Below are 17,721 nucleotides of genomic sequence, written 5' to 3'. Positions count from 1 at the left end.
CCACCAACAGGCAACGATTGCAGCCGCGTGACAAATTGAAAAAGGGGCAGGTGTGCCAAAAATCGGCACACCCGCCCAGGGGGAGGACTGGTTAGTACTTCACGCCGAGCCGGACACCGAAGGTGCGGGGATCGGAAACGCGGGCAAAGACGCGATCGTTGCTGCCAGTGCCCATACCATTCGGTGCACCGATGAACTGGAACTTGTTCTCGATATTGCGCACATAGGCGCTCAGCGAGAGCTTCCCGTTCTCGGAGGTGTAGCCAAGATTGACGTCGGTACGCGTGAAGCCGCCCTGACGATACTGCTGCGGCGGAGTGGAATACCCGGTCGTCGCCTGCGTCGGATCACCCCCGGGCTGGCCGCCAAGGTCACTCAGGAAATAACCGTTCGAGAACTTGGTACCGATGCGGGCAGCAATATTCCCGCCGTTGGCCAGCTCAAACCGGTGCTCATAGGAAGCTGTGCCCGAGAAGGTCGCGAGGCTGTCCGGACGCTTGCCCTCCCAAGACACCTGATTCAGGAATAGGAAGCCGGCCTTGGCACCCTTGCCAAATTCGCCGCCGGCGAGCGCGAACGACAGGTTGAGGGTATCGTTAGACGTCGGCGTCCAAGTCAGCTCGTTTTCCCAACCGTAGAACTTCGCCGGGGGCGTCGTCGTGAAGATCACAACGACCGGGGGGCCGCCAGTAACCGACGGGGCAATGAATGTTGCGCCGGTCAACTGGTAATGCTTGTAGTCGTAGTAGTAGAGCGCAGAGTTGAACTGAAGGTTCGCAACCGGGCGTCCCTTGTACCCGATCTCGTAAGCGATCAGGCTTTCCGGCCCATACGCCTTGGTCGTCTTTGTGGTAGGATCGAAGTCGTTGAAGCTACCGCCCTTGTAGCCGGTTGCGACCGACGCGTAGATCAGCTGATTGGGAGCTGGAGTGAAGTCAATTCCCAACCTCCAGGTGAACTTGCCGCTCTGCGACAAACCAAGCCCCTTAGTTCCGATACAGGGATTACCGGGACGGCAGGGAAGGCCATTGGCGCCCGACCAGTAATCGGCGCCCGGAGCGGGCCCTGCGGCAATGGTGTAGTTGCGGGACGACTTGTCGTCCGAGTAACGGCCGCCGGCGGTCAGCTTGATCGTTTCCGAGACGGCGAAGCTGGCTTGACCGAATACGCCCTTCGACTGGTGCGTGCTGGGCCCGATAATCTGAGGGTTGGGCGAATTGCATTGATAATCGAAGTTAGGCGTCGCGCAAAAATACTTCGGATTATCGTTGGGATTGTTCGGCGTACCGTCCGGCAGCGAGATAGTGCCCGCTTGGGTCTGCCAGTTCAGGTCGATCTCGTTAATCGTTTCCTTAACGTAGTTGGCGCCCAGAACCCAAGTCAGGCGACCAGGCTGTGCATTGGAAAACCGGATTTCATGAGAGTCGTTGTTCACCCACGACTGGTATTGCGTCCAAGTGTAGTTGGGGATGCCGCCACTGCCAGCAGGATCGGTTACCGAAGGCGACGGATTGTCGTTGGTATCGAGATGGATATGCGCACCCGTATAGGTGACCTTCACGCCACCCAGATCGAGATTCACGATCCCGGTGATGTTGCTGAAGTTGTCGTCAACACCGGTTGCATAGGGGTTGTAGTAGACAGTGCGAGCTGCCTTGTTCGCCACCATGTTCTGGCCAAGCGCACGGTACCACAACACTTCGCCATTGCTACCGGCGCCACCAACGTGACCAAATGTGCCCGACAGTGTGATGTCACCGAGATCGCCCAGGCGAGCGAGCCCGGTAAGCCGAGTCATCCAGTTGTTTTCATCTTTAAGGGGACGCTGCGAGGAACCGGCGACAGGCGCATTGATGGTCGGCAGAATATAACCATCGCGATTGTTGATAACCGCAGCCGCCCGGACGGCGAAGGTATCGCCAAGCGGGATGTTGACCATGGCTTCGCCGCGGCGAGTGTTGAAGTTGCCCAATTCAACCGAGGCTGAGGCCTCGAGCGTGTCCTTCGGCTTGGCGGTGATCAGGTTGATCGCGCCGCCGGTCGAGCTCTTCCCGTACAGAGTGCCCTGCGGACCGCGCAGGACTTCCACGCGCTCGAGATCGAGAAATCCGAGGCTCATGATCTGCGGCACACCGGTCGGCACGCCGTCGATGTTGAAGGAAACGCCCTGCTCACCCTTCGAGGTGATGTCGGTCGTGCCGACGCCGCGGATGGTGATGTTCGCGCCGCGCGCCGCCGAACCGACGTTGAGCGCCGGGGCGACGTTCTGAAGGTCTGCAACGCTGACCACGCCGCGCTTGGTCAGGTCGTCGCCCTTGAACACGCTGAGCGCGATCGGGGTCTTGGACGCGACCGTTTCCGTCTTCGTCGCAGTGACGATGATTTCCTGCGAGTCCAGGTTCGTCTCGGCCGGCGCGTCCTGCGCCAGAGCCGGGCCTGCCATCACGTTAAGCGCGGCAAAAGCCACGCCTACCGCCAGAGTTGTCCGGAAAGTTCTTGCCATCATGTTTCACTCCCTTCGACCCATTTCGGGCCTGATTTTGCAGTCTGCTTGTTATGCCGTTGCTTACGGCTTGCGCCCGATCATCAGGACAGTGTCGAGCCGCTGCCAGACGACCTGGACATCGGTGATCCCCGCGGCGTGGAAGGCGTCGAGCTGCTCTGCCAGGGTCGGGGTTCGGTAATCGGGATGATGGACCGGCGGCCCCTCGGTCTTGACCGCGAGGCCCAGCGGGATGGCAAGGCCGCGCGCGGCCTTCATCCGCTCACCCCAGGCCGGGTCCGGGAAAGTCACGTGATCGAGGTTGATCACCCACCCGCCGGAAGGAACGATCGCGGCCGCCTCCTTGTAGAACCTGCGAATACCGTCGAGGTTCTGGTGGATCGACAACCACGAGGTGATGAGAACGTCGGTATTGGCGGGAACGCAGCCAGCGGCGAGATCGCGCGACGGGCATCCGATGCGGTAGGTCACCCGCTCGCCATAGCCGCCAAGCCGCCGCACGGCATTGACCCGGTTGTTCTCGACCGGCTCGGTCCACTGCCCGTGCGAGGTCGGGAAGCGGTCCATGAAAGCTTCGAGGAATTCACCGGTGAACGAACCAACATCGGTGACCTGACGCGGTGTATAGCCAGCACCCGCAAGCACGGCCGCAGCAAGGCGGCGCGGCGGCGCGAGTTCGTCACCGCCGCCCTGCCCGGGATTGGCCGCTTCGAACTTGATGATCGGCATGACAGGCTGTGCCGGGCGAGCGGCGGCCGGTGCACCCTGCCCTGCCGGCGCGCCCTGCGCCAGCGCGGGAAGGGCGCTCGCTGCGCCGAAGGCAACCGCCACGGCAGCGGATGTACGCAAGATGAGCTGATGAATGTTTCGCATGCTATCCTCTCGGTCGCGCGGTTACGTGCCCGCATCTCAAACGCTGCTATGGCCATGCGACCCAAACCGAATCTGAATGGCGGAAAATCCTTCGATTTATTTGATCTCCGCACCCGTTCACGTGCCAACGAACGCTTCTGGGACCGATATCAATCGACCGGCTCCCACAAGGAGCCGTACGTAATCCGCGCCATTGGCAAGACGTGCCGTGCGGGCGAGCCAGTAGCGGGGATCGCCGCCCTCGGCCCACGCGCCGCAACGTGATCCCGGATCGACTTGACCAGGGGGATCGCAATGCACGAATTCGAGATGCCGAGCCGCCGCGAACTGCTTGCCGCGATCGGCAAGGTCGGCGGCGCCGCCGCCATGTATCAGGCCATGACCGCCCTGGGTCACGCTCAGCCGACCCAGTTCAGCGGGCCTCCCAAGCTCTCCGGCGCGCGTACGGGCGCAAGCGTGCTGATCCTCGGCTCGGGCCTGGCCGGCATGGTCGCCGCCTACGAAATGGAGAAGGCCGGCTACAAAGTCAGCCTGCTCGAATTCCAGAACCGACCGGGCGGGCGCAATTATTCGATCCGTGGCGGCGACGTCGTCAAGGAAGTCGGCGGCGCCGTGCAGCAGTGCAGTTATGCACCCGGCAACTACCTGAACCCGGGCCCCTGGCGGATTCCCTACCATCATCAGGCCTTGCTGCATTACTGTCAGGAACTGGGCGTCCAGCTCGAACCGTTCATCCAGCTCAACCACGCCGGCTATGTCCACTCGGACAAGGCCTATGGCGGCAAACCACAGCGCTATGCCGAGGCGGGGGTCGACTTCAAGGGGCATGTCGCCGAACTCCTCGGCAAGGCGGTCAACAAGGGCGCACTCGACGATACGGTCTCGAAGGAAGACAAGGAGCGCCTGCTCGAAGCGATGCGCGGCTGGGGCGCGCTCGACAAGGACATGGCCTACAGCTCGAGCCTGAGGACCTCGGCCCAGCGCGGCTATGATCGCCCGCCGGGCGGCGGCGTCAACGGGGCACCCGTACCCTCAGCCATTGCCGGCCTTTCCGACGTGCTCGATCCCCGCGTCTGGTCGACCATGGCCTTCTACTTCGGCAATGTGATGCAGCAGACCATGTTCCAGCCCGTCGGCGGGATGGACATGATCGGCAAGGCCTTTGCGCGTAAGCTTGCAGGCAAGATCCGCCTCAATGCCAAGGTCACGAATATCGCGCAGGACGGCAAGGGCGTGAGTGTGGACTGGGAGGACACCGTCACCGGCGCAAAGTCGGTCGCAAAGGCGGACTTCTGCGTCTGCACAATCCCTCTGACCATCCTCAGCCAGATCCCGATCCAGGTCTCGGAAGCCAAGAAGACCGCGATCAGCAGCGTGCCCTATCATTCGTCGTGCAAGATCGGCCTGGAAATGAAGCGCCGGTTCTGGGAACAGGACGAGCAGATCTACGGCGGGCACAGCTTCACGAACCAGACGATCGGCCAGCTCTCCTACCCCAGCGGGGGTTTCTTCAAGCCCGGCCCGGCCGTCCTGCTCGGCGCCTATACCAGCGGCCCTGCGGCGTACCAGTTCGCCGGCATGACGCCGGCTCAACGGATCGAGACCGCGCTCCAGCAAGGCTCGGTGTTCCACAAGCAGTACCGCTCGGAATATTCCAACGGCATGGCCGTGGCATGGAGCCGCCTGCCGTGGATCCAGGCCTGCGCCTCGTCGTGGACCGAGGACCTGCGCGGCCCGCATTACCAGAACATGGTCTCGGTCGATGGCCGGATCGTGCTGGCGGGCGAGCATTGCTCCTACATCGGCGCCTGGATGGAGGCGGCGCTGCTGTCGTCGATCGATGCGATTTCCCGGCTCCATCAACGGGCCCTCGCGGCATGACCGGAGCTGGTGTTGCCACTTCGATACTGGCCGTCATGGCGTTGCTACTGGGTGCAGGGAGCGTCGCCCTCGCTCAAGCGACGGGCGATACTGCGTCAGCAGGACAGGCGGCGGCGGTCTCGACCACGGGCGAGCAGACCTACCGCGAGATCTGTCAGGCCTGCCACATGGCCAATGCCGAAGGCGGACAGGGCGCGGGCGTGGTCCCCGCCCTAGCCGCCAACGCCCATCTGGCGGATCGTCAGTTCGTGCTGGATCGGGTTACGCACGGCAAAGGCGGCATGCCAGCCTTCGCCGAAATGCTGTCGGCCGAGCAGACCGCCGGGGTGATCGGCTATGTCCGCACTCACTTCGGAAATTCCTACACCGATGCGGTCACCCCTGCCGACGTAAAACGGGTTACCGCGGCCATGGGCGGCGATTGACCCGGAAATCCGCCATAAACGGCCGATCGGGACAATCTCCTACATCGAAATTAACCACTCCACGTAACCACGCCCTGAAACCGGGCTCTCAGCTTATGCCGGCAGATTCGCGGTATGAGCCGCCTGCCCCGCCTGCTTGGCCCGATTCTGGCCTGTTCCGCCCTAACGGCGGCGGGCCCGGTCATGGCGGCTCCGCTCTTCGCAGTCTTGCCCGTTGCGGTCATGGCAAGCGTGCAGGTATCCGATCCCGCCCGTTGCCAGGCGGTGCCGGTCGCCGTCATTCCCGCCGCATCGAGCAAGGCCTCCGCGATCCTTGGCGGAATGCCCTCTGCGCTCGACCGCATCCGGCAGGAGCAAGCCGTAGCGCCGGCTACGGCCGCACTGACCGCGACGCAGCCGGTCAATTGCGCTCTGCCCGCTCCGGCGTTTGCCCAGCCTGCGCCGCCCATCGCTACGATTTTCGCACTCACCGCGCCCATCCCCGGCGAATTTCTCGCCAGCCGCCGCCTTGCCGTGGCACACACCGCGTTCGACACGCAGTGGGAGCGGGTCAGCCACGCCGCGCTCGGGGCCTCGGCCATTCGCCGCCTGGGTTTCGCGACGGGCGGTGACCTCGAAAGCCGCCTGCGCGCCGTCAACGGCTGGACCAATGCTCACGTCCGCTATGTCGAGGACGCAGCCCAGTTCGGCCGGGCCGATTACTGGGCAGATGCCGGCGAAACCTTGCGCCGCGGCGCGGGTGACTGCGAGGATATCGCGATCGTCAAGCTCCAGCTCCTCGCGGCGAGCGGTGTGCCGCGCGACGCGATGTTCCTGACCATCGCCCGCGACCTCCTCCGGCACGCCGACCACGCCCTGCTTATCGTGCGCGATGGCGAGCGCTTCTGGATGCTGGACAATGCCACTGACACTCTGGTCGACGCCGGCGCATCGGCGGACTATCGTCCGGTTTTCTCATTCGGAGAGCACGGCAAGTGGCTCCACGGATACGAGACGCGCAAGGCCGTTACTCCCGTGCCGGCGCCGATGCCCATAACCGACGCGCCGTTGCAGATCGCGCTCAGCCCAGCCTTGATCGATGCCCCGGCCATTGCTGCGCCGCAGATTGACGGCGCGATGCTCGGTTTCGCCCGCTTCGGCCTCGGCGGTCAGCGCAGCCAGAAGCTCGCGTTCAACGCTCGGTAAGCGCCTCGTCGAAGGCGCGCAGCACGGGCTTCAGCAGGTAGGCCAACACGCTCTTGCTGCCTGTAATGATTTCCACATCGCAGATCATGCCGGGCATGATCGGAAGCTGTCGTCCGTTCTTCACGAGGTAGGATCGGTCCGTCTCGACCACGACCGTGTAATAGGCCTGCTTTTCGGCCTCGTCGTAGATCGAATCCGCGCTGATGTTGCGCACCTTGCCGGGCAGGCCGCCGTAGATCGAGAAATCGTAGGCCGTGACCTTCACGTTGGCACGATCGCCGATCTTGAGGAAGGCAATGTCCTTGGGGGAAACCCGCGCCTCGACCAGCAGCTTGTCACCCACCGGCACGACCTGCATCACCGCTTCACCGGGCGTCACGAAGCCGCCGACCGTGGTGACCTTGACGTCATTGACGAGGCCGGTCACCGGCGCGCGCAATTCGTTTCGCTCGAGCCGGGCCGAAGCGCCCTTGATCGTCTCTTCGTTGACCGCCAGCTTGGTCGCCACTTCGCTACGCTCGTTCAGCGCCTGTTGCCGGAAGTCGAGCCGGGCGGAGGAAAGCTGGGCCTGAGCCTCGGCGATTGCCGCATTGGCCCGGCCCATGCCTTCGCGCGCGGCCGAAAGCTTGCCCTGCAGGTCCACGAGTTCACGCTGGGCATTGAGGAGGTCGGTCTTGGGCACGATCCCCTTGGCCGCGAGCGGGCTGAGCATGTTGACCTGATCCTGCTGCAATTTGACGCTGCTGGTCAGCGATGACACCGTTGCCGCTCCCTCCTGCAGATCCCGGCGCCTCTGCTCGACCGCTGCTGACAGTGCCGATTGCCGGCTCGCTGCCGTTTCGCGGCGAATCTGGGCCAAGGCCTGTTCTTCGACGCAAGGAGTGCCTAGCGTACAATTTCCGCTACTACCTCCGGTGCCCTCCTGCTGTAGCCGCGCAGCCTTGGCTTCGAGCCGTTCGCTCTCGGCCTGCAACTGCCCGAGTTGCGAAGCGGACTGGCTGTCATCGAGCCGGACCAGCAGTTGGCCCTGCTTCACCAGTTGTCCCTGCCGGACAAGGATCTCGCGGACCACCGAGGCATCGGCGGCCTGCACCACCTGGACCTTGCTCGACGGGATGACCTTGCCCATGCCCCGGGTGATCTCGTCCACCGGAGCTATCGCCGCCCACAACAGGAGCAGGCTCACGCCGATCGCCGAAACTGCGATCAGGCGCTGGTCAGGGCTCATCTCATCGCGGCGCGCAAAAGAGTCCCGCAGCGCGGCAACGGCATTCATGGGGCAACCTCAGTCTTGTTTTCAGCCGTTCCGGCCGCCTCGGAGCCGATCGCGGCACGATAGCGGCTGCTGGCCTCGGTGGGATCCGGAATGGTCAGGCGCCAGGCGCGGGTCGTGTCAATCCGGCCGCCCACGTCATTCTCGGCATGGCGGTCGGTCACGTGCGGGGCCACGGTCAGGCCCGGCACAGTCTCCTCCGCCACAGGCTCCTCGGCCCCTGCCGCCAGCAGCCGGGCGCGCAGGCGCGAGAAATCGAGCGCGGGGATCGCTTCGCGTCCGTTGTACTGGCCCGAAAAGAACCCGGGACGGCCCCAATTGCCCTCGAACCGATAGAACAGGTGGCGGCCGAGCTGGGCGATCTTGTCCATCTCATAGGCCCAGCGCGGCAGGACATAGTCGGCATGGTAGTGCGTCGCCGTGCCCACTTCGGGCTCGACATGCCCGGCCAGCGCCGCCCGCGCTATTTCCTCGGCCTCATTCCAGGGCCGGACCATTGGTTGGCGCAGCAACGAACCATCGCAAGTAAAGCTGAATTGGCAACCCGTGCTCAGTTCCGCACCCTGATAGACTACGCCGCAAACGCTCTTGGGATAGGCCGGATGGCGCACCCGATTGAGCACGACCTGCGCCACGGCGCGCCGCCCAGCCAGCGGCTCGGTCGCCGCTTCGTAGTAGATCGCCTGGGTCAGGCAACGCAGGGCCGTATTGCCCGGTGCGGAGAGGCGGAACGAAACCATCGGCACCGCCGCCCCGGCGGCGAAGGGTATCCGGGCATTGCCATCCTGCGCGCTGCTGCCCTCGGCCACGATCTGGCTACGATCATCGACATTGAGCGTGGCCACGCGGTGCAACTGGGCAATATCGACGCGCACCGCCTGCGGCGCGGCCGGCGACTTGCGGGTGGTGAAGGCATTCCAACCCCCGATCGCGGCGCCGATCAGGATCACGGCAGCGCTGACGAGATAGAGGTCCTGCCGATGCCGACGGCGCAGAGGCGCTGCCTTGCCATCCAGTTTGGCAAGATCGAGCACGGGAGGGCTCGAAGCGGACATCATCCCATCTCCGTTCCGGCGCGCGAAAGCACGTCCTTCGACGGTCCGTCGACCACGATCCGGCCCTTGTCCAGCACCACAATACGGTCGCAGACCGACAAAAGGGCCGGGCGATGGGTCGAAATAACCAGCGTCTGTTCCGGTGTCAGGAAGCGGGACAGTCGCTCGACCAGAAGTTTCTCGCTATGGCTGTCCATAGCACCGGACGGCTCGTCCAGGAACAGCACGCGCGAGGGACGAACCAGCGCACGGGCGATCGTCAGGAACGAGCGCTGCCCGCCGGAAAGACGCCCGCCGCCCTCGCCCACCGCCCGGTCGAACCCGCCTTCATCGCGGGCGAGAAAATGCTCGGCCCCGGCTGCTTCAAGCGCGGCCAGCATCGCCGCTTCGTCGGCGTCACCGCTTCCCAGCGCAAGGTTGTCTTTGATAGTCCCGCTGAACAGCGCAGCGTCCTGACCGACGAACCGGAAAGCGCGCCGAATGTCCGCCGGGCGATACTGCCGGCTGTCGAGCCCGTCGATCAGCATGGCGCCTTCGCTCGGTTCGGCCAGACCGCACAGGACGCGTCCCAGCGTGGATTTGCCCGAAGCCACCCGGCCGATGATCGCCACCCGCTCACCCGGGCGGATGACGAGATCGATCTTGTCGAGCGCCGGCTGAGCCGCGCCCGGATAGGCGAAAGATGCGCCTTCCAGCCTGATTTCGCCCGACCGGATCGAAGGCGTCAGCGTGGCGGAACCCTTGCGGCGCTCGTCTTCGCCCTCCCACAGCTTTTGCAGGGAATCGAGCGTTTGCCGCGCCTGCTGTCCGCGGGTGAGCAGGAAAGCCAGCTGCGCCGCCGGCGCGAGCGAACGCGAGGCCAGCATGACGATGGCGATGATAGCGCCCATCGTGATGCGCCCTGCGTCAAACTCGTAATAGCCGCCCAGCACCAGCATCACGCTGCAGGCCTGCTGGCAGGTTGCCGCGGAGCCGATCGCCGTGGTCGACACATCGCGCAGCCGGGCCTGAGAGCGCGAACCCATCTCGGCCAGGCGCCGCCAACGGCCAAGCATGACCCCCTCGCCCGCCACGCTCTTGAGCGTCTCGAGTCCGGTGATCGCCTCGACCAGCACAGTCTGCTGCAGGCCGTGATCGGCTTCGGCCTCGCGCACCGACCGTTCGACCCGGCGTTGCAGGCGCAACCCCAGCAGGGCCATGGCGGCCATGGCGATGAACGGCACCAGCGCCAGCCAACCAGCGAGATAGGCGATCAGCACCACGAACAGGACGAGGAAGACCATGTCCACCACGAGAACGATCGTCGTCGAGGTGAAGAAGTCCCGCACGATTTGGTATTCGCTGACCCGTGCGACGAGATTGCCGGTGTGCCCCTTGCGCTCGGACAAGGGGGCGGCAAGGATGCGGGCGAAGATCTTCTGCGAAAGTTTCAGGTCAAGCTCACGCGACAGCTCGTCGATCACCCCGGTCCGTGCGCGGCGCAGCGCATAGTCGAGCGCGAAGGCGAGGAACACGCCGACCGCCAGAACCCACAGCGTTGCCTGGGCGCGGTTCGGAATGACCCGGTCGTAGACGTTCATCGAGAACAGCGGCAAGGCCAGCGCCAGAAGGTTGATGATGACACTGGCCACCAACACGCTGTTGAAGCGATGGCGCAGCTTCCATGCCTCGCTCCAGAACCAGTGGCTGCGCGCCGCCGCTTGCCACGGCTGAGCTCCCTCGCGCAGCGTGGTGGGATCGCCGAAGACGGAAGCAAACCAACCGTCATAGGCTGGTTCGACATCCTTGATCCGTTCCCAGGCTGCTTCGGCCGTCGCTGGGCGCCAGACCAGCGCGTCGCCGTCGCGCACTTCGTGCACAACGGCGCAGCCCCCCTCACCCAGAGAAATGATCGCGGGATAGCCATCGGGGCGCCGGGGCAGCTTGCGCGGCCGGTGCACGTCGACGTTGAGCCCGACCAATTCGAGCGCCGCTTCGGCCTGGTGAAGCGGCAGGCGCCCCCCGGGGTCGAGCGCCAGCGAGTCGAACTGGCCGGGGCCGCACGGCACGCCGAACCGATCGGCAAGCTGGCCTATGCAGGCCCGCAGGGTGTCATTAGCAATCATTCGGCGCGCCCGCCTTCACTCAACCTGGGAAAGATGCAGCTTACTTCGGATAGGTCCGGTACTGAAGCTCGGCCGGAACCGGTGGCCCATAATGGAACCGTTCGCGCTCATTCATTCCCGCCCCGGCGCCCGGCGCCACCGACAGGGCAGTGAGCAGGCGATTGGTCGACGCGAGCAACTGGAACCGCGCAAAGATTTCCGAGAACCGCGCGGTCTCAAGCCGGACCTGGGCATTGTAGCGCGTATTCTGCGCGTCCAGCACGTCCAGCAGCGACCGGCGACCGACATTGAACTGGCTGCGGTAGGACAGCAGCAGGTCGTCACTCACCTTGTTCTGGGTCGTTATGGTCGTGACCAGCGTGCCCTGGGTCCTCAGCGTCGTCCAGGCGGTGCGGACTTCTTCCTCGGCCTGACGGGTGATGTCATAGAGCTTGTAGCGCGCTTCGCTCGAACGGCGGACCATTTCCTGGTAATTGGCGCGATTGATCCCGCCATCGAAGATGTTCCAGCGCAGATAGCCGCGTGCCTGAAGGTCGGTCGTGCGGCCCCGGAACCCATCGACGTCATCGCCGATCCGCCCCGTGAGCTCGACGCCCACCTTCGGATAGCCATCGCCCCTGACGCTCGACGCCAAGGCGTTGGCCGCATCCACATCCGCCGCCGCTTCACGCACCAGGGGGTTCTGGGTCCGCGCCAGGCCGACCGCCTCTTCGATCGAAACCGGCACGTTGCTCGCCACCTCGGGCGGCATCTGTACGTCGTTGATGTCGAGCCCCGTCAGGGTCTTGAGCTTGATCCGGGCCTCGGCGAGATCCTGTTCAGCCTCGGTCTGCCGGACCAGCGCAGCTTGCAGCCGCTCTTCGGCCTGCTGCTGGTCGGCTACCGAGATCGACCCCTGTTGCACGCCCGTGGCAAGGTCCCCAGCCAAGGTGCGGTGGAACGAGACGTTGTCCGCCGTCGCGGCCACGACCCGCTGCTGCAACAAGAGATCAAGATACTGCCTGGTCACCTGCAGCGCGATATATTCCGAGCGCTCGATCACGCGCAGCGATGCACCATCGACTCGTGACGCCTGGCGCAGCAATTCGCCGCGGCGGCGCCCGAAGTCGAGCACGGTCCAATCAGCCTTGACCGATGCCTCGAGCGGATAGAGCACGTCATCGGCAATCCCGAGCGTACGGCGCGTGGTATTGTCGAGCTTGCGGATGCCCGCCGTGCCTTCCACGTCGACCCGCGGCGCGTAGAGACCCTGGGCCTGCTTGCGCTCCATCTGGATCGCCTCGGTGTTGTACTGGGCCTGAGCGACCTGCGGGTTGGAGTTCACCGCCACGGTGATCGCTTCAACCAGGCTGGTCGGGGTCGACTGGGCCAGAGCGCCTTGCGCAGTGCCTGCCAAAAGTACGGCAAGGCCGGCCGAGATGTGATTAATGGTCTTCATGATTGCCTCCACCCCGATTTATTGAACCGTCAGTTCGACGCGGCGGTTGGTCGGGTTGCGTTCCCCGTCCGGCGTCGGCACCTTCGGTTCGGTTTCGCCCCTGCCGACGACCTGGAGCACGCCGGCCGGCATGCCCTTGGCTTCGAGCTGCGTGGCGACGGCCTGAGCACGCCGCACCGAGAGCGCATTGTTGTAGGCATCGCTGCCCGACCGGTCGGTGTGCCCGGTGACATTGAGGTGCTGCCAAGAACAGACCTTGGCGTAGTTGACGACGGAATCGAGCGTCTGGCCGGCGGAATCCGGCACGACCGAGCTATCCCATTCGAAGAAGACGATGCCGGCGATGGGCTGCGAGCAGGCTTCCGGGAGGGCCGCAGGCGGTGGCGGCGGCGGCGGCGCAACGATCGGTACCGGCGCCATCTTCATCCGCATGGCCGCATCGACGCACTTGCCGATCGAGACCGGATCCTTGGTGCTGCTCTTCATGAAACCGATGGCAATGCCGCACTGGGCCTTGGCTTGCGAGGCCCAGAGAAAACGGTTGTCGTCGGCCGAGACCACGGCCGCGTCGCGCGTCATCGCCAGGGCCTCGTCATAGCGAGACTGCAATTCGCCGCGCAGTGCCGACCCGTCAAGCGCCATCAGGTCCGCCCCCGAACCCTGTGCGTGGGCGGCCCCCGCCAGCGCCAGGGAAAGCGCCACGCTCCCTGCCGCCGTTACGGTCTTTTTGCTCAGCATGACACTTTCCCCTTCTTTATACCCCTGGCGATCCTCGGCCCACGCTGGTCAGGCGTGAGCCATCGCCATCATTTCACTCGCATGATCAACCGGCATCACCGGCATCGGCGCCGGTGCGGCCGTCGCCTCGCCGGTGACGTGTGCCGCCAGCAGCGCCGCCAGATCGATCGACTGCGGCGCGCTGGGGACGTGGCCCTCACCCGCCGTAGCAGCCTCCGGGCCGACAACATGGTTGAGCAGGTTGTCGACAAAGCTGGCGGCATGACCTTCGGCAAGCACCTCGCTCACCACCGGCTGAGCCGCGGCGGCCACGGCCGGTGCCGGAGCCTGTCCGCCGTGACCTGCGGCAACCAGCAGAGCCTCCATCGCCTGGCTCGCTCCGCCGACATCGCCGACGATCGCCGCAGCGAAGTGCACTGGCCCCTCGCTACCCGGCGCATCGGCCACCGCTTCCGGCGCGTGGCTCGAAGCGGCCTCGGTGAAGCCGGCCAGATGGCCCTGCGCGTCAGCCGTATGCTGTACTGCATGTTCCTCTACCGGGGGCTTTTCGCCTTCGGTCGAGGCGAGCAGCGTGCTCGGAGCCGGTTCGCTGGTCGTGGAGGCCCTATCTACCGGGGCGGGCTCGGGCGCGACCTCGGTCGTGATCGTGGTTGACGACGCCGGAGCCACAATGTTCTCGCTGATGTCGGTCACGACAGCCGCGGCGACCGCTGCGGTCAGCACTGCGCTTGCCGCGGCCGCGGTCACCGCATTTTCCACCTGCTGGCTGATCCGGGCGATCGTGAAGTCAGCATCGGCCGCTGTCGTGGTCGAGCCATCAACATAGGTCACGGTTGTGGTCCCGGCGACATGGACGTCGCCATCAGCCGCCGCATAGGCCTGCCCATCGGAGGTCAGCTTGATCGATGCGATGCCCAGCTCGGTCAGCGTGCGGAACTCGCCCGGATCGGCGACACCATTGCCATTGGCGTCCTGCCAGACCCCGAACTTGGCAAAGGCCACGTCCTGGGCATTGAGCACACCGTCATGGTTGCTGTCATATTGGGCCGCCGCGCCCTGCAGGTCCGTAAGACCATTTCCACCGAACACGAACTCGGTCGACGAACTGACCTTGCCGTCACCATTGAGATCGATCGCCAGTATCCCGTCGCCAGACCCGACCCAGGCGGTGTTGACCACCTGCCCCTCAAGATTGGTCGAGACCCCTGCGGCCAGCCCGAGCAGTTCGACCCCGTCGTGATCAAGATCGATCACTACGGGCCCCGCCACCGGGCTCAACACCACGGTCGTGACCACTCCGCCAGCGACGTAGCTCGCGGTCAGCGAGGCCGGCGACGTGTTGACATGGGCAACCGTCACCCACTGCGCCCCATTGCTGCTGCCAGAGAGATCGACCTGGACGTCGCCTGCGCTCGTGAAGCGCAGGAAATTGCCCGATACCGAGGTTCCACCAGCGACCTGGAGGATCTGCGTCAGGTCCACGACCTCACCCGCAGCATAGTCCGTGATCGTATCAGCATTGCCCGCGGTCACGGCCGAGGCGTCGATGATGAACTTGTCGACGCCGGTGCCTCCCGTGAGGGTATCCGCGCCAGTGCCGCCGATCAACGTATCGCTGCCAGCCCCGCCATTCAGGATGTCGTTTCCGCCATCGCCGTAAAGCGTGTCATTGCCATCGTTGCCGTTGATCGTATCGTTCCCGGCATTGCCGGCGATGGTGTTGTCGCTGGCGCTCCCGTTAAGCGTTTCGCCCGAAGTGGTGCCCACCTGATTGTCGGCGGAGACAGGAACGATCGTCGCCTGGACCGTAGCCGATGCCGTGTCGCCGTCAGCGTCTGTGCTGACCACGTCATAGTTCAGGTCGATAGCGGCCCCGGCCGTCGCAGACCCCAGAGTGAAGATCCCGAGGTCGAAATTGTTGTTCGTGGTCGGCGACTCTACCAGCACCGCGTTGAAGTCCGAATTGGTCTCGATGGCGTAGCGATCGCGCAGAGCCTCGGAACTATCGGAGTCCAGCCCCGTGATCGTGACGGTCCCATTCGCGTTGAACGTGACCGTGAAGCCGGCAGCAGTCAGCGTATTCGTATTGCCCGGATTGTTGAAGCTGTAGCTCGCGCTGGCGCTGGTGTCGTAGAGCGTTACCTTGGAGATCTGCACCAAGTCCTCATCAGGTGCGGAGATGACCCCGGTGAACGTATTTGCGAAGGACTGGTCGCTATCTCCCGTCGTCGAGTTGTAGATCGCCCCGACGATGATCGACGCGGTATTGTTCGGATTGCCACCGATCTGGGCGATAGTCTGCTCGAACCGGGTCGTCTCGTAATGATCGGTCCAGTTGAAGCCGCTCGTCGAGATCGGCGCGGCGTTATCGGTCGTCAGGTTGGTGACGAAGTCGATGCGGACTGCTGCGCCCGGAGTGACCGACTGCTGGTCGACGCCGATCGAGTCGCTGTCGGTATTGATCGTTCCAGTGGCGCCGCCCGCGCTCTTAGCCGTCAGGATGATGTCGACGTTGGACGCATTGTTGGTCAGACTGTCGCCCCCGATCACCGCATAGGAGACGTTGCCGGCCTTCGTGCTCGAAAGGTCAGTAAAATTGGTCGCCGTCCCGTTCGATATCGTCCCGTTGACATCCAGCGTATAGGTATTGCCTGCCGGGTTGAGGGAGACCGTGTAGCCAACTGTTCCGCCGGTCGTGGCAGAGGTTGTCGCGGTTAGGGTCGAGGTCCCGTCGCCGTGAAGATAAAGGGTCTGCCCGTTGAGTGTCAGGGTGCGGCCCACCTCGTCAGTGGCAACCTGGCCTTCGACGATGTCGAAGACCGCTGTACCCGGACCATCTGCACCGATCGAACCCAGGAAATTCAACGCCCCCGTGATCGGCGCCGTATTGCCGTTGAACGCGGAAACCGAGTCCGGATAAAAGTCCCTCGGAATGTCGTCGATGATGTCGACCAGGATCGTGCCGGTGGTGGTGTTGCCGTTGCTGTCGGTCACCGTGTAGCCGAAGCTGTCCTTGTCCTGCTCCGTGGTGACGCCGTTGTCGGCGCTGGCCCCGGTATAGGCCTTGGTCAGCGTATAGGTGTAGCTCCCGTCAGCGTTGAGCACGAGGTTGCCGTAGGCCCCGGTCGCGCTGGTGCTCAGCGCATAGGTGTAGCCGCCCGAGCCGCCCGAGGCGGTGATCGCGCCGTTGAACACCTCACTCGTCGCCGCGGAATTGCTCCCCGTCGCCAGGCCCGCCTCGTTGACCAGCGCATCGCTGTCGCTCGCCGTCACCGTCACGTTGTTGACCGTGATGTCCAGCGTCGTGGTCGAGGTGTCGCCGTCACCGTCCTTGATCGTGTAGACGAAGTGGTCGACCAGCGCCGCGCCCGAGGTGACGTTCGCGTTCGCCTTGTAGCTGTAGGTGCCGTTGGCGTTGAGGATCAGCGTGCCGTACTGGCCCGCGATCCCGGTGCCGCCGAGACCGCCCGAGACCGGCGTCGTCGTCACGCTGCCCGTCGCCACCCCGACCACGCCCGCGCCCGCCACGGTCGGACCATCGGCGCCGAACACGTCCGGCGTGCCGTTGGTCAGCACGTTGCCGGCCACCGTCGCCCCTTCCGACACCGCGTTGGTGTTGGGATAGGCCGTCGGCACGTCGTCGATGATGTCGACCAGGATCGTGCCGGTGGTGGTGTTGCCGTTGCTGTCGGTCACCGTGTAGCCGAAGCTGTCCTTGCCCGCCTCGGTCTGGGTCGCGGTCGTCAGGCTGTCCGGGCTGGTGTCGAAGGCCTTGGTCAGCGTGTAGGTGTAGCTCCCGTCGGCGTTGAGCACGAGGGTGCCGTAGGCTCCCGTCGCGCTGGTGCTGAGCGCATAGGTGTAGCCGCCCGAACCGCCCGAGGCGGTGATCGCGCCGTTGAACACCTCGCTCGTCGCCGCGGAATTGCTCCCCGTCGCCAAGCCGGCCTCGTTGACCAGCGCCTCGTTGTCGCTCGCCGTCACCGTCACGTTGTTGACCGTGATGTCCAGCGTCGTGGTCGAGGTGTCGCCGTCACCGTCCTTGATCGTGTAGACGAAGTGGTCGACCAGCGCCGCGCCCGAGGTGACGTTCGCGTTCGCCTTGTAGCTGTAGGTGCCGTTGGCGTTGAGGATCAGCGTGCCGTACTGGCCCGCGATCCCGGTGCCGCCGAGGCCGCCCGAGACCGGCGTCGTCGTCACGCTGCCCGTCGCCACCCCGACCACGCCCGCGCCCGCCACGGTCGGACC

11 protein-coding genes are annotated in these 17,721 nt (G+C 64.7%); 3 read left to right on the top strand and 8 right to left on the bottom strand.

Annotated features, from left to right (window positions below; all coding sequences use genetic code 11):
- Positions 1-91: 91 nt before the first annotated feature.
- The gene (locus H7F51_RS12365) at positions 92-2,506 is read right to left on the bottom strand and encodes a TonB-dependent receptor (protein ID WP_185664620.1); all 2,415 of its coding nucleotides are present in this window, start codon (positions 2,504-2,506) and stop codon (positions 92-94) included.
- 60 nt (positions 2,507-2,566) lie between these two features.
- On the bottom strand, positions 2,567-3,352 hold the full coding sequence (locus H7F51_RS12360; protein ID WP_185664619.1) for a hypothetical protein: 786 nt from the start codon (positions 3,350-3,352) through the stop codon (positions 2,567-2,569).
- Positions 3,353-3,670: 318 nt separating this feature from the next.
- Between H7F51_RS12360 and H7F51_RS12355 the strand changes: the two genes are divergently transcribed.
- From H7F51_RS12355 to H7F51_RS12345, 3 genes are all read left to right on the top strand, one after another.
- Positions 3,671-5,257 (top strand): flavin monoamine oxidase family protein, encoded by a 1,587-nt coding sequence (locus H7F51_RS12355; RefSeq protein WP_185664618.1) that lies wholly within the window; start codon positions 3,671-3,673, stop codon positions 5,255-5,257.
- On the top strand, positions 5,254-5,682 hold the full coding sequence (locus tag H7F51_RS12350; protein WP_185664617.1) for a c-type cytochrome: 429 nt from the start codon (positions 5,254-5,256) through the stop codon (positions 5,680-5,682). The genes H7F51_RS12355 and H7F51_RS12350 overlap by 4 nt, the downstream gene beginning before the upstream one ends.
- Before the next feature lie 114 nt (positions 5,683-5,796).
- Positions 5,797-6,867 (top strand): transglutaminase-like cysteine peptidase, encoded by a 1,071-nt coding sequence (locus tag H7F51_RS12345; RefSeq protein ID WP_246448329.1) that lies wholly within the window; start codon positions 5,797-5,799, stop codon positions 6,865-6,867.
- On the opposite strand, the gene H7F51_RS12340 is transcribed toward H7F51_RS12345, so the two are convergent.
- The 6 genes from H7F51_RS12340 to H7F51_RS12315 all read right to left on the bottom strand — a co-directional run.
- Positions 6,854-8,143 carry an HlyD family type I secretion periplasmic adaptor subunit gene (locus H7F51_RS12340; RefSeq protein ID WP_185664616.1) on the bottom strand — a complete coding sequence of 430 codons (1,290 nt, stop codon included), beginning with the start codon at positions 8,141-8,143 and terminating at the stop codon, positions 6,854-6,856. The two genes, H7F51_RS12345 and H7F51_RS12340, sit on opposite strands and share 14 nt — an antisense overlap.
- Entirely contained in the window at positions 8,140-9,195 is a 1,056-nt protein-coding gene (locus H7F51_RS12335) for a cell wall hydrolase (protein ID WP_185664615.1), read from the bottom strand. Before H7F51_RS12335 ends, H7F51_RS12340 begins: the two co-directional genes overlap by 4 nt.
- Positions 9,195-11,300, bottom strand: a complete 2,106-nt coding sequence (locus tag H7F51_RS12330; RefSeq protein WP_185664614.1) for a type I secretion system permease/ATPase — start codon at positions 11,298-11,300, stop codon at positions 9,195-9,197. The genes H7F51_RS12335 and H7F51_RS12330 overlap by 1 nt, the downstream gene beginning before the upstream one ends.
- Positions 11,301-11,340: 40 nt before the next feature.
- On the bottom strand, positions 11,341-12,738 hold the full coding sequence (locus H7F51_RS12325) for a TolC family protein (protein WP_185664613.1): 1,398 nt from the start codon (positions 12,736-12,738) through the stop codon (positions 11,341-11,343).
- An 18-nt stretch (positions 12,739-12,756) separates the two neighbouring features.
- Entirely contained in the window at positions 12,757-13,476 is a 720-nt protein-coding gene (locus H7F51_RS12320; RefSeq protein WP_185664612.1) for an OmpA family protein, read from the bottom strand.
- 48 nt (positions 13,477-13,524) lie between these two features.
- Positions 13,525-17,721: beta strand repeat-containing protein (locus tag H7F51_RS12315; RefSeq protein WP_185664611.1), on the bottom strand; the 4,197-nt coding region annotated here is incomplete at its 5' end.

The sequence above is a fragment of the Novosphingobium flavum genome, assembly GCF_014230315.1.
GTDB classification, from domain to species: Bacteria; Pseudomonadota; Alphaproteobacteria; order Sphingomonadales; family Sphingomonadaceae; genus Novosphingobium; species Novosphingobium flavum.
Note: the sequence above shows the minus strand (reverse complement) of the source record. Positions and strands in the feature narration are given on the sequence as shown.

What these genes read in the sequence shown, in the direction of transcription:
- H7F51_RS12365 (WP_185664620.1), bottom strand. Translation starts at nt 2,506, where the DNA reads ATGATGGCAAGAACTTTCCGGACAACTCTGGCGGTAGGCGTGGCTTTT.
- H7F51_RS12355 (WP_185664618.1), top strand. Translation starts at nt 3,671, where the DNA reads ATGCACGAATTCGAGATGCCGAGCCGCCGCGAACTGCTTGCCGCGATC.
- H7F51_RS12350 (WP_185664617.1), top strand. Translation starts at nt 5,254, where the DNA reads ATGACCGGAGCTGGTGTTGCCACTTCGATACTGGCCGTCATGGCGTTG.
- H7F51_RS12345 (WP_246448329.1), top strand. Translation starts at nt 5,797, where the DNA reads ATGAGCCGCCTGCCCCGCCTGCTTGGCCCGATTCTGGCCTGTTCCGCC.
- H7F51_RS12340 (WP_185664616.1), bottom strand. Translation starts at nt 8,143, where the DNA reads ATGAATGCCGTTGCCGCGCTGCGGGACTCTTTTGCGCGCCGCGATGAG.
- H7F51_RS12335 (WP_185664615.1), bottom strand. Translation starts at nt 9,195, where the DNA reads ATGTCCGCTTCGAGCCCTCCCGTGCTCGATCTTGCCAAACTGGATGGC.
- H7F51_RS12330 (WP_185664614.1), bottom strand. Translation starts at nt 11,300, where the DNA reads ATGATTGCTAATGACACCCTGCGGGCCTGCATAGGCCAGCTTGCCGAT.
- H7F51_RS12325 (WP_185664613.1), bottom strand. Translation starts at nt 12,738, where the DNA reads ATGAAGACCATTAATCACATCTCGGCCGGCCTTGCCGTACTTTTGGCA.
- H7F51_RS12320 (WP_185664612.1), bottom strand. Translation starts at nt 13,476, where the DNA reads ATGCTGAGCAAAAAGACCGTAACGGCGGCAGGGAGCGTGGCGCTTTCC.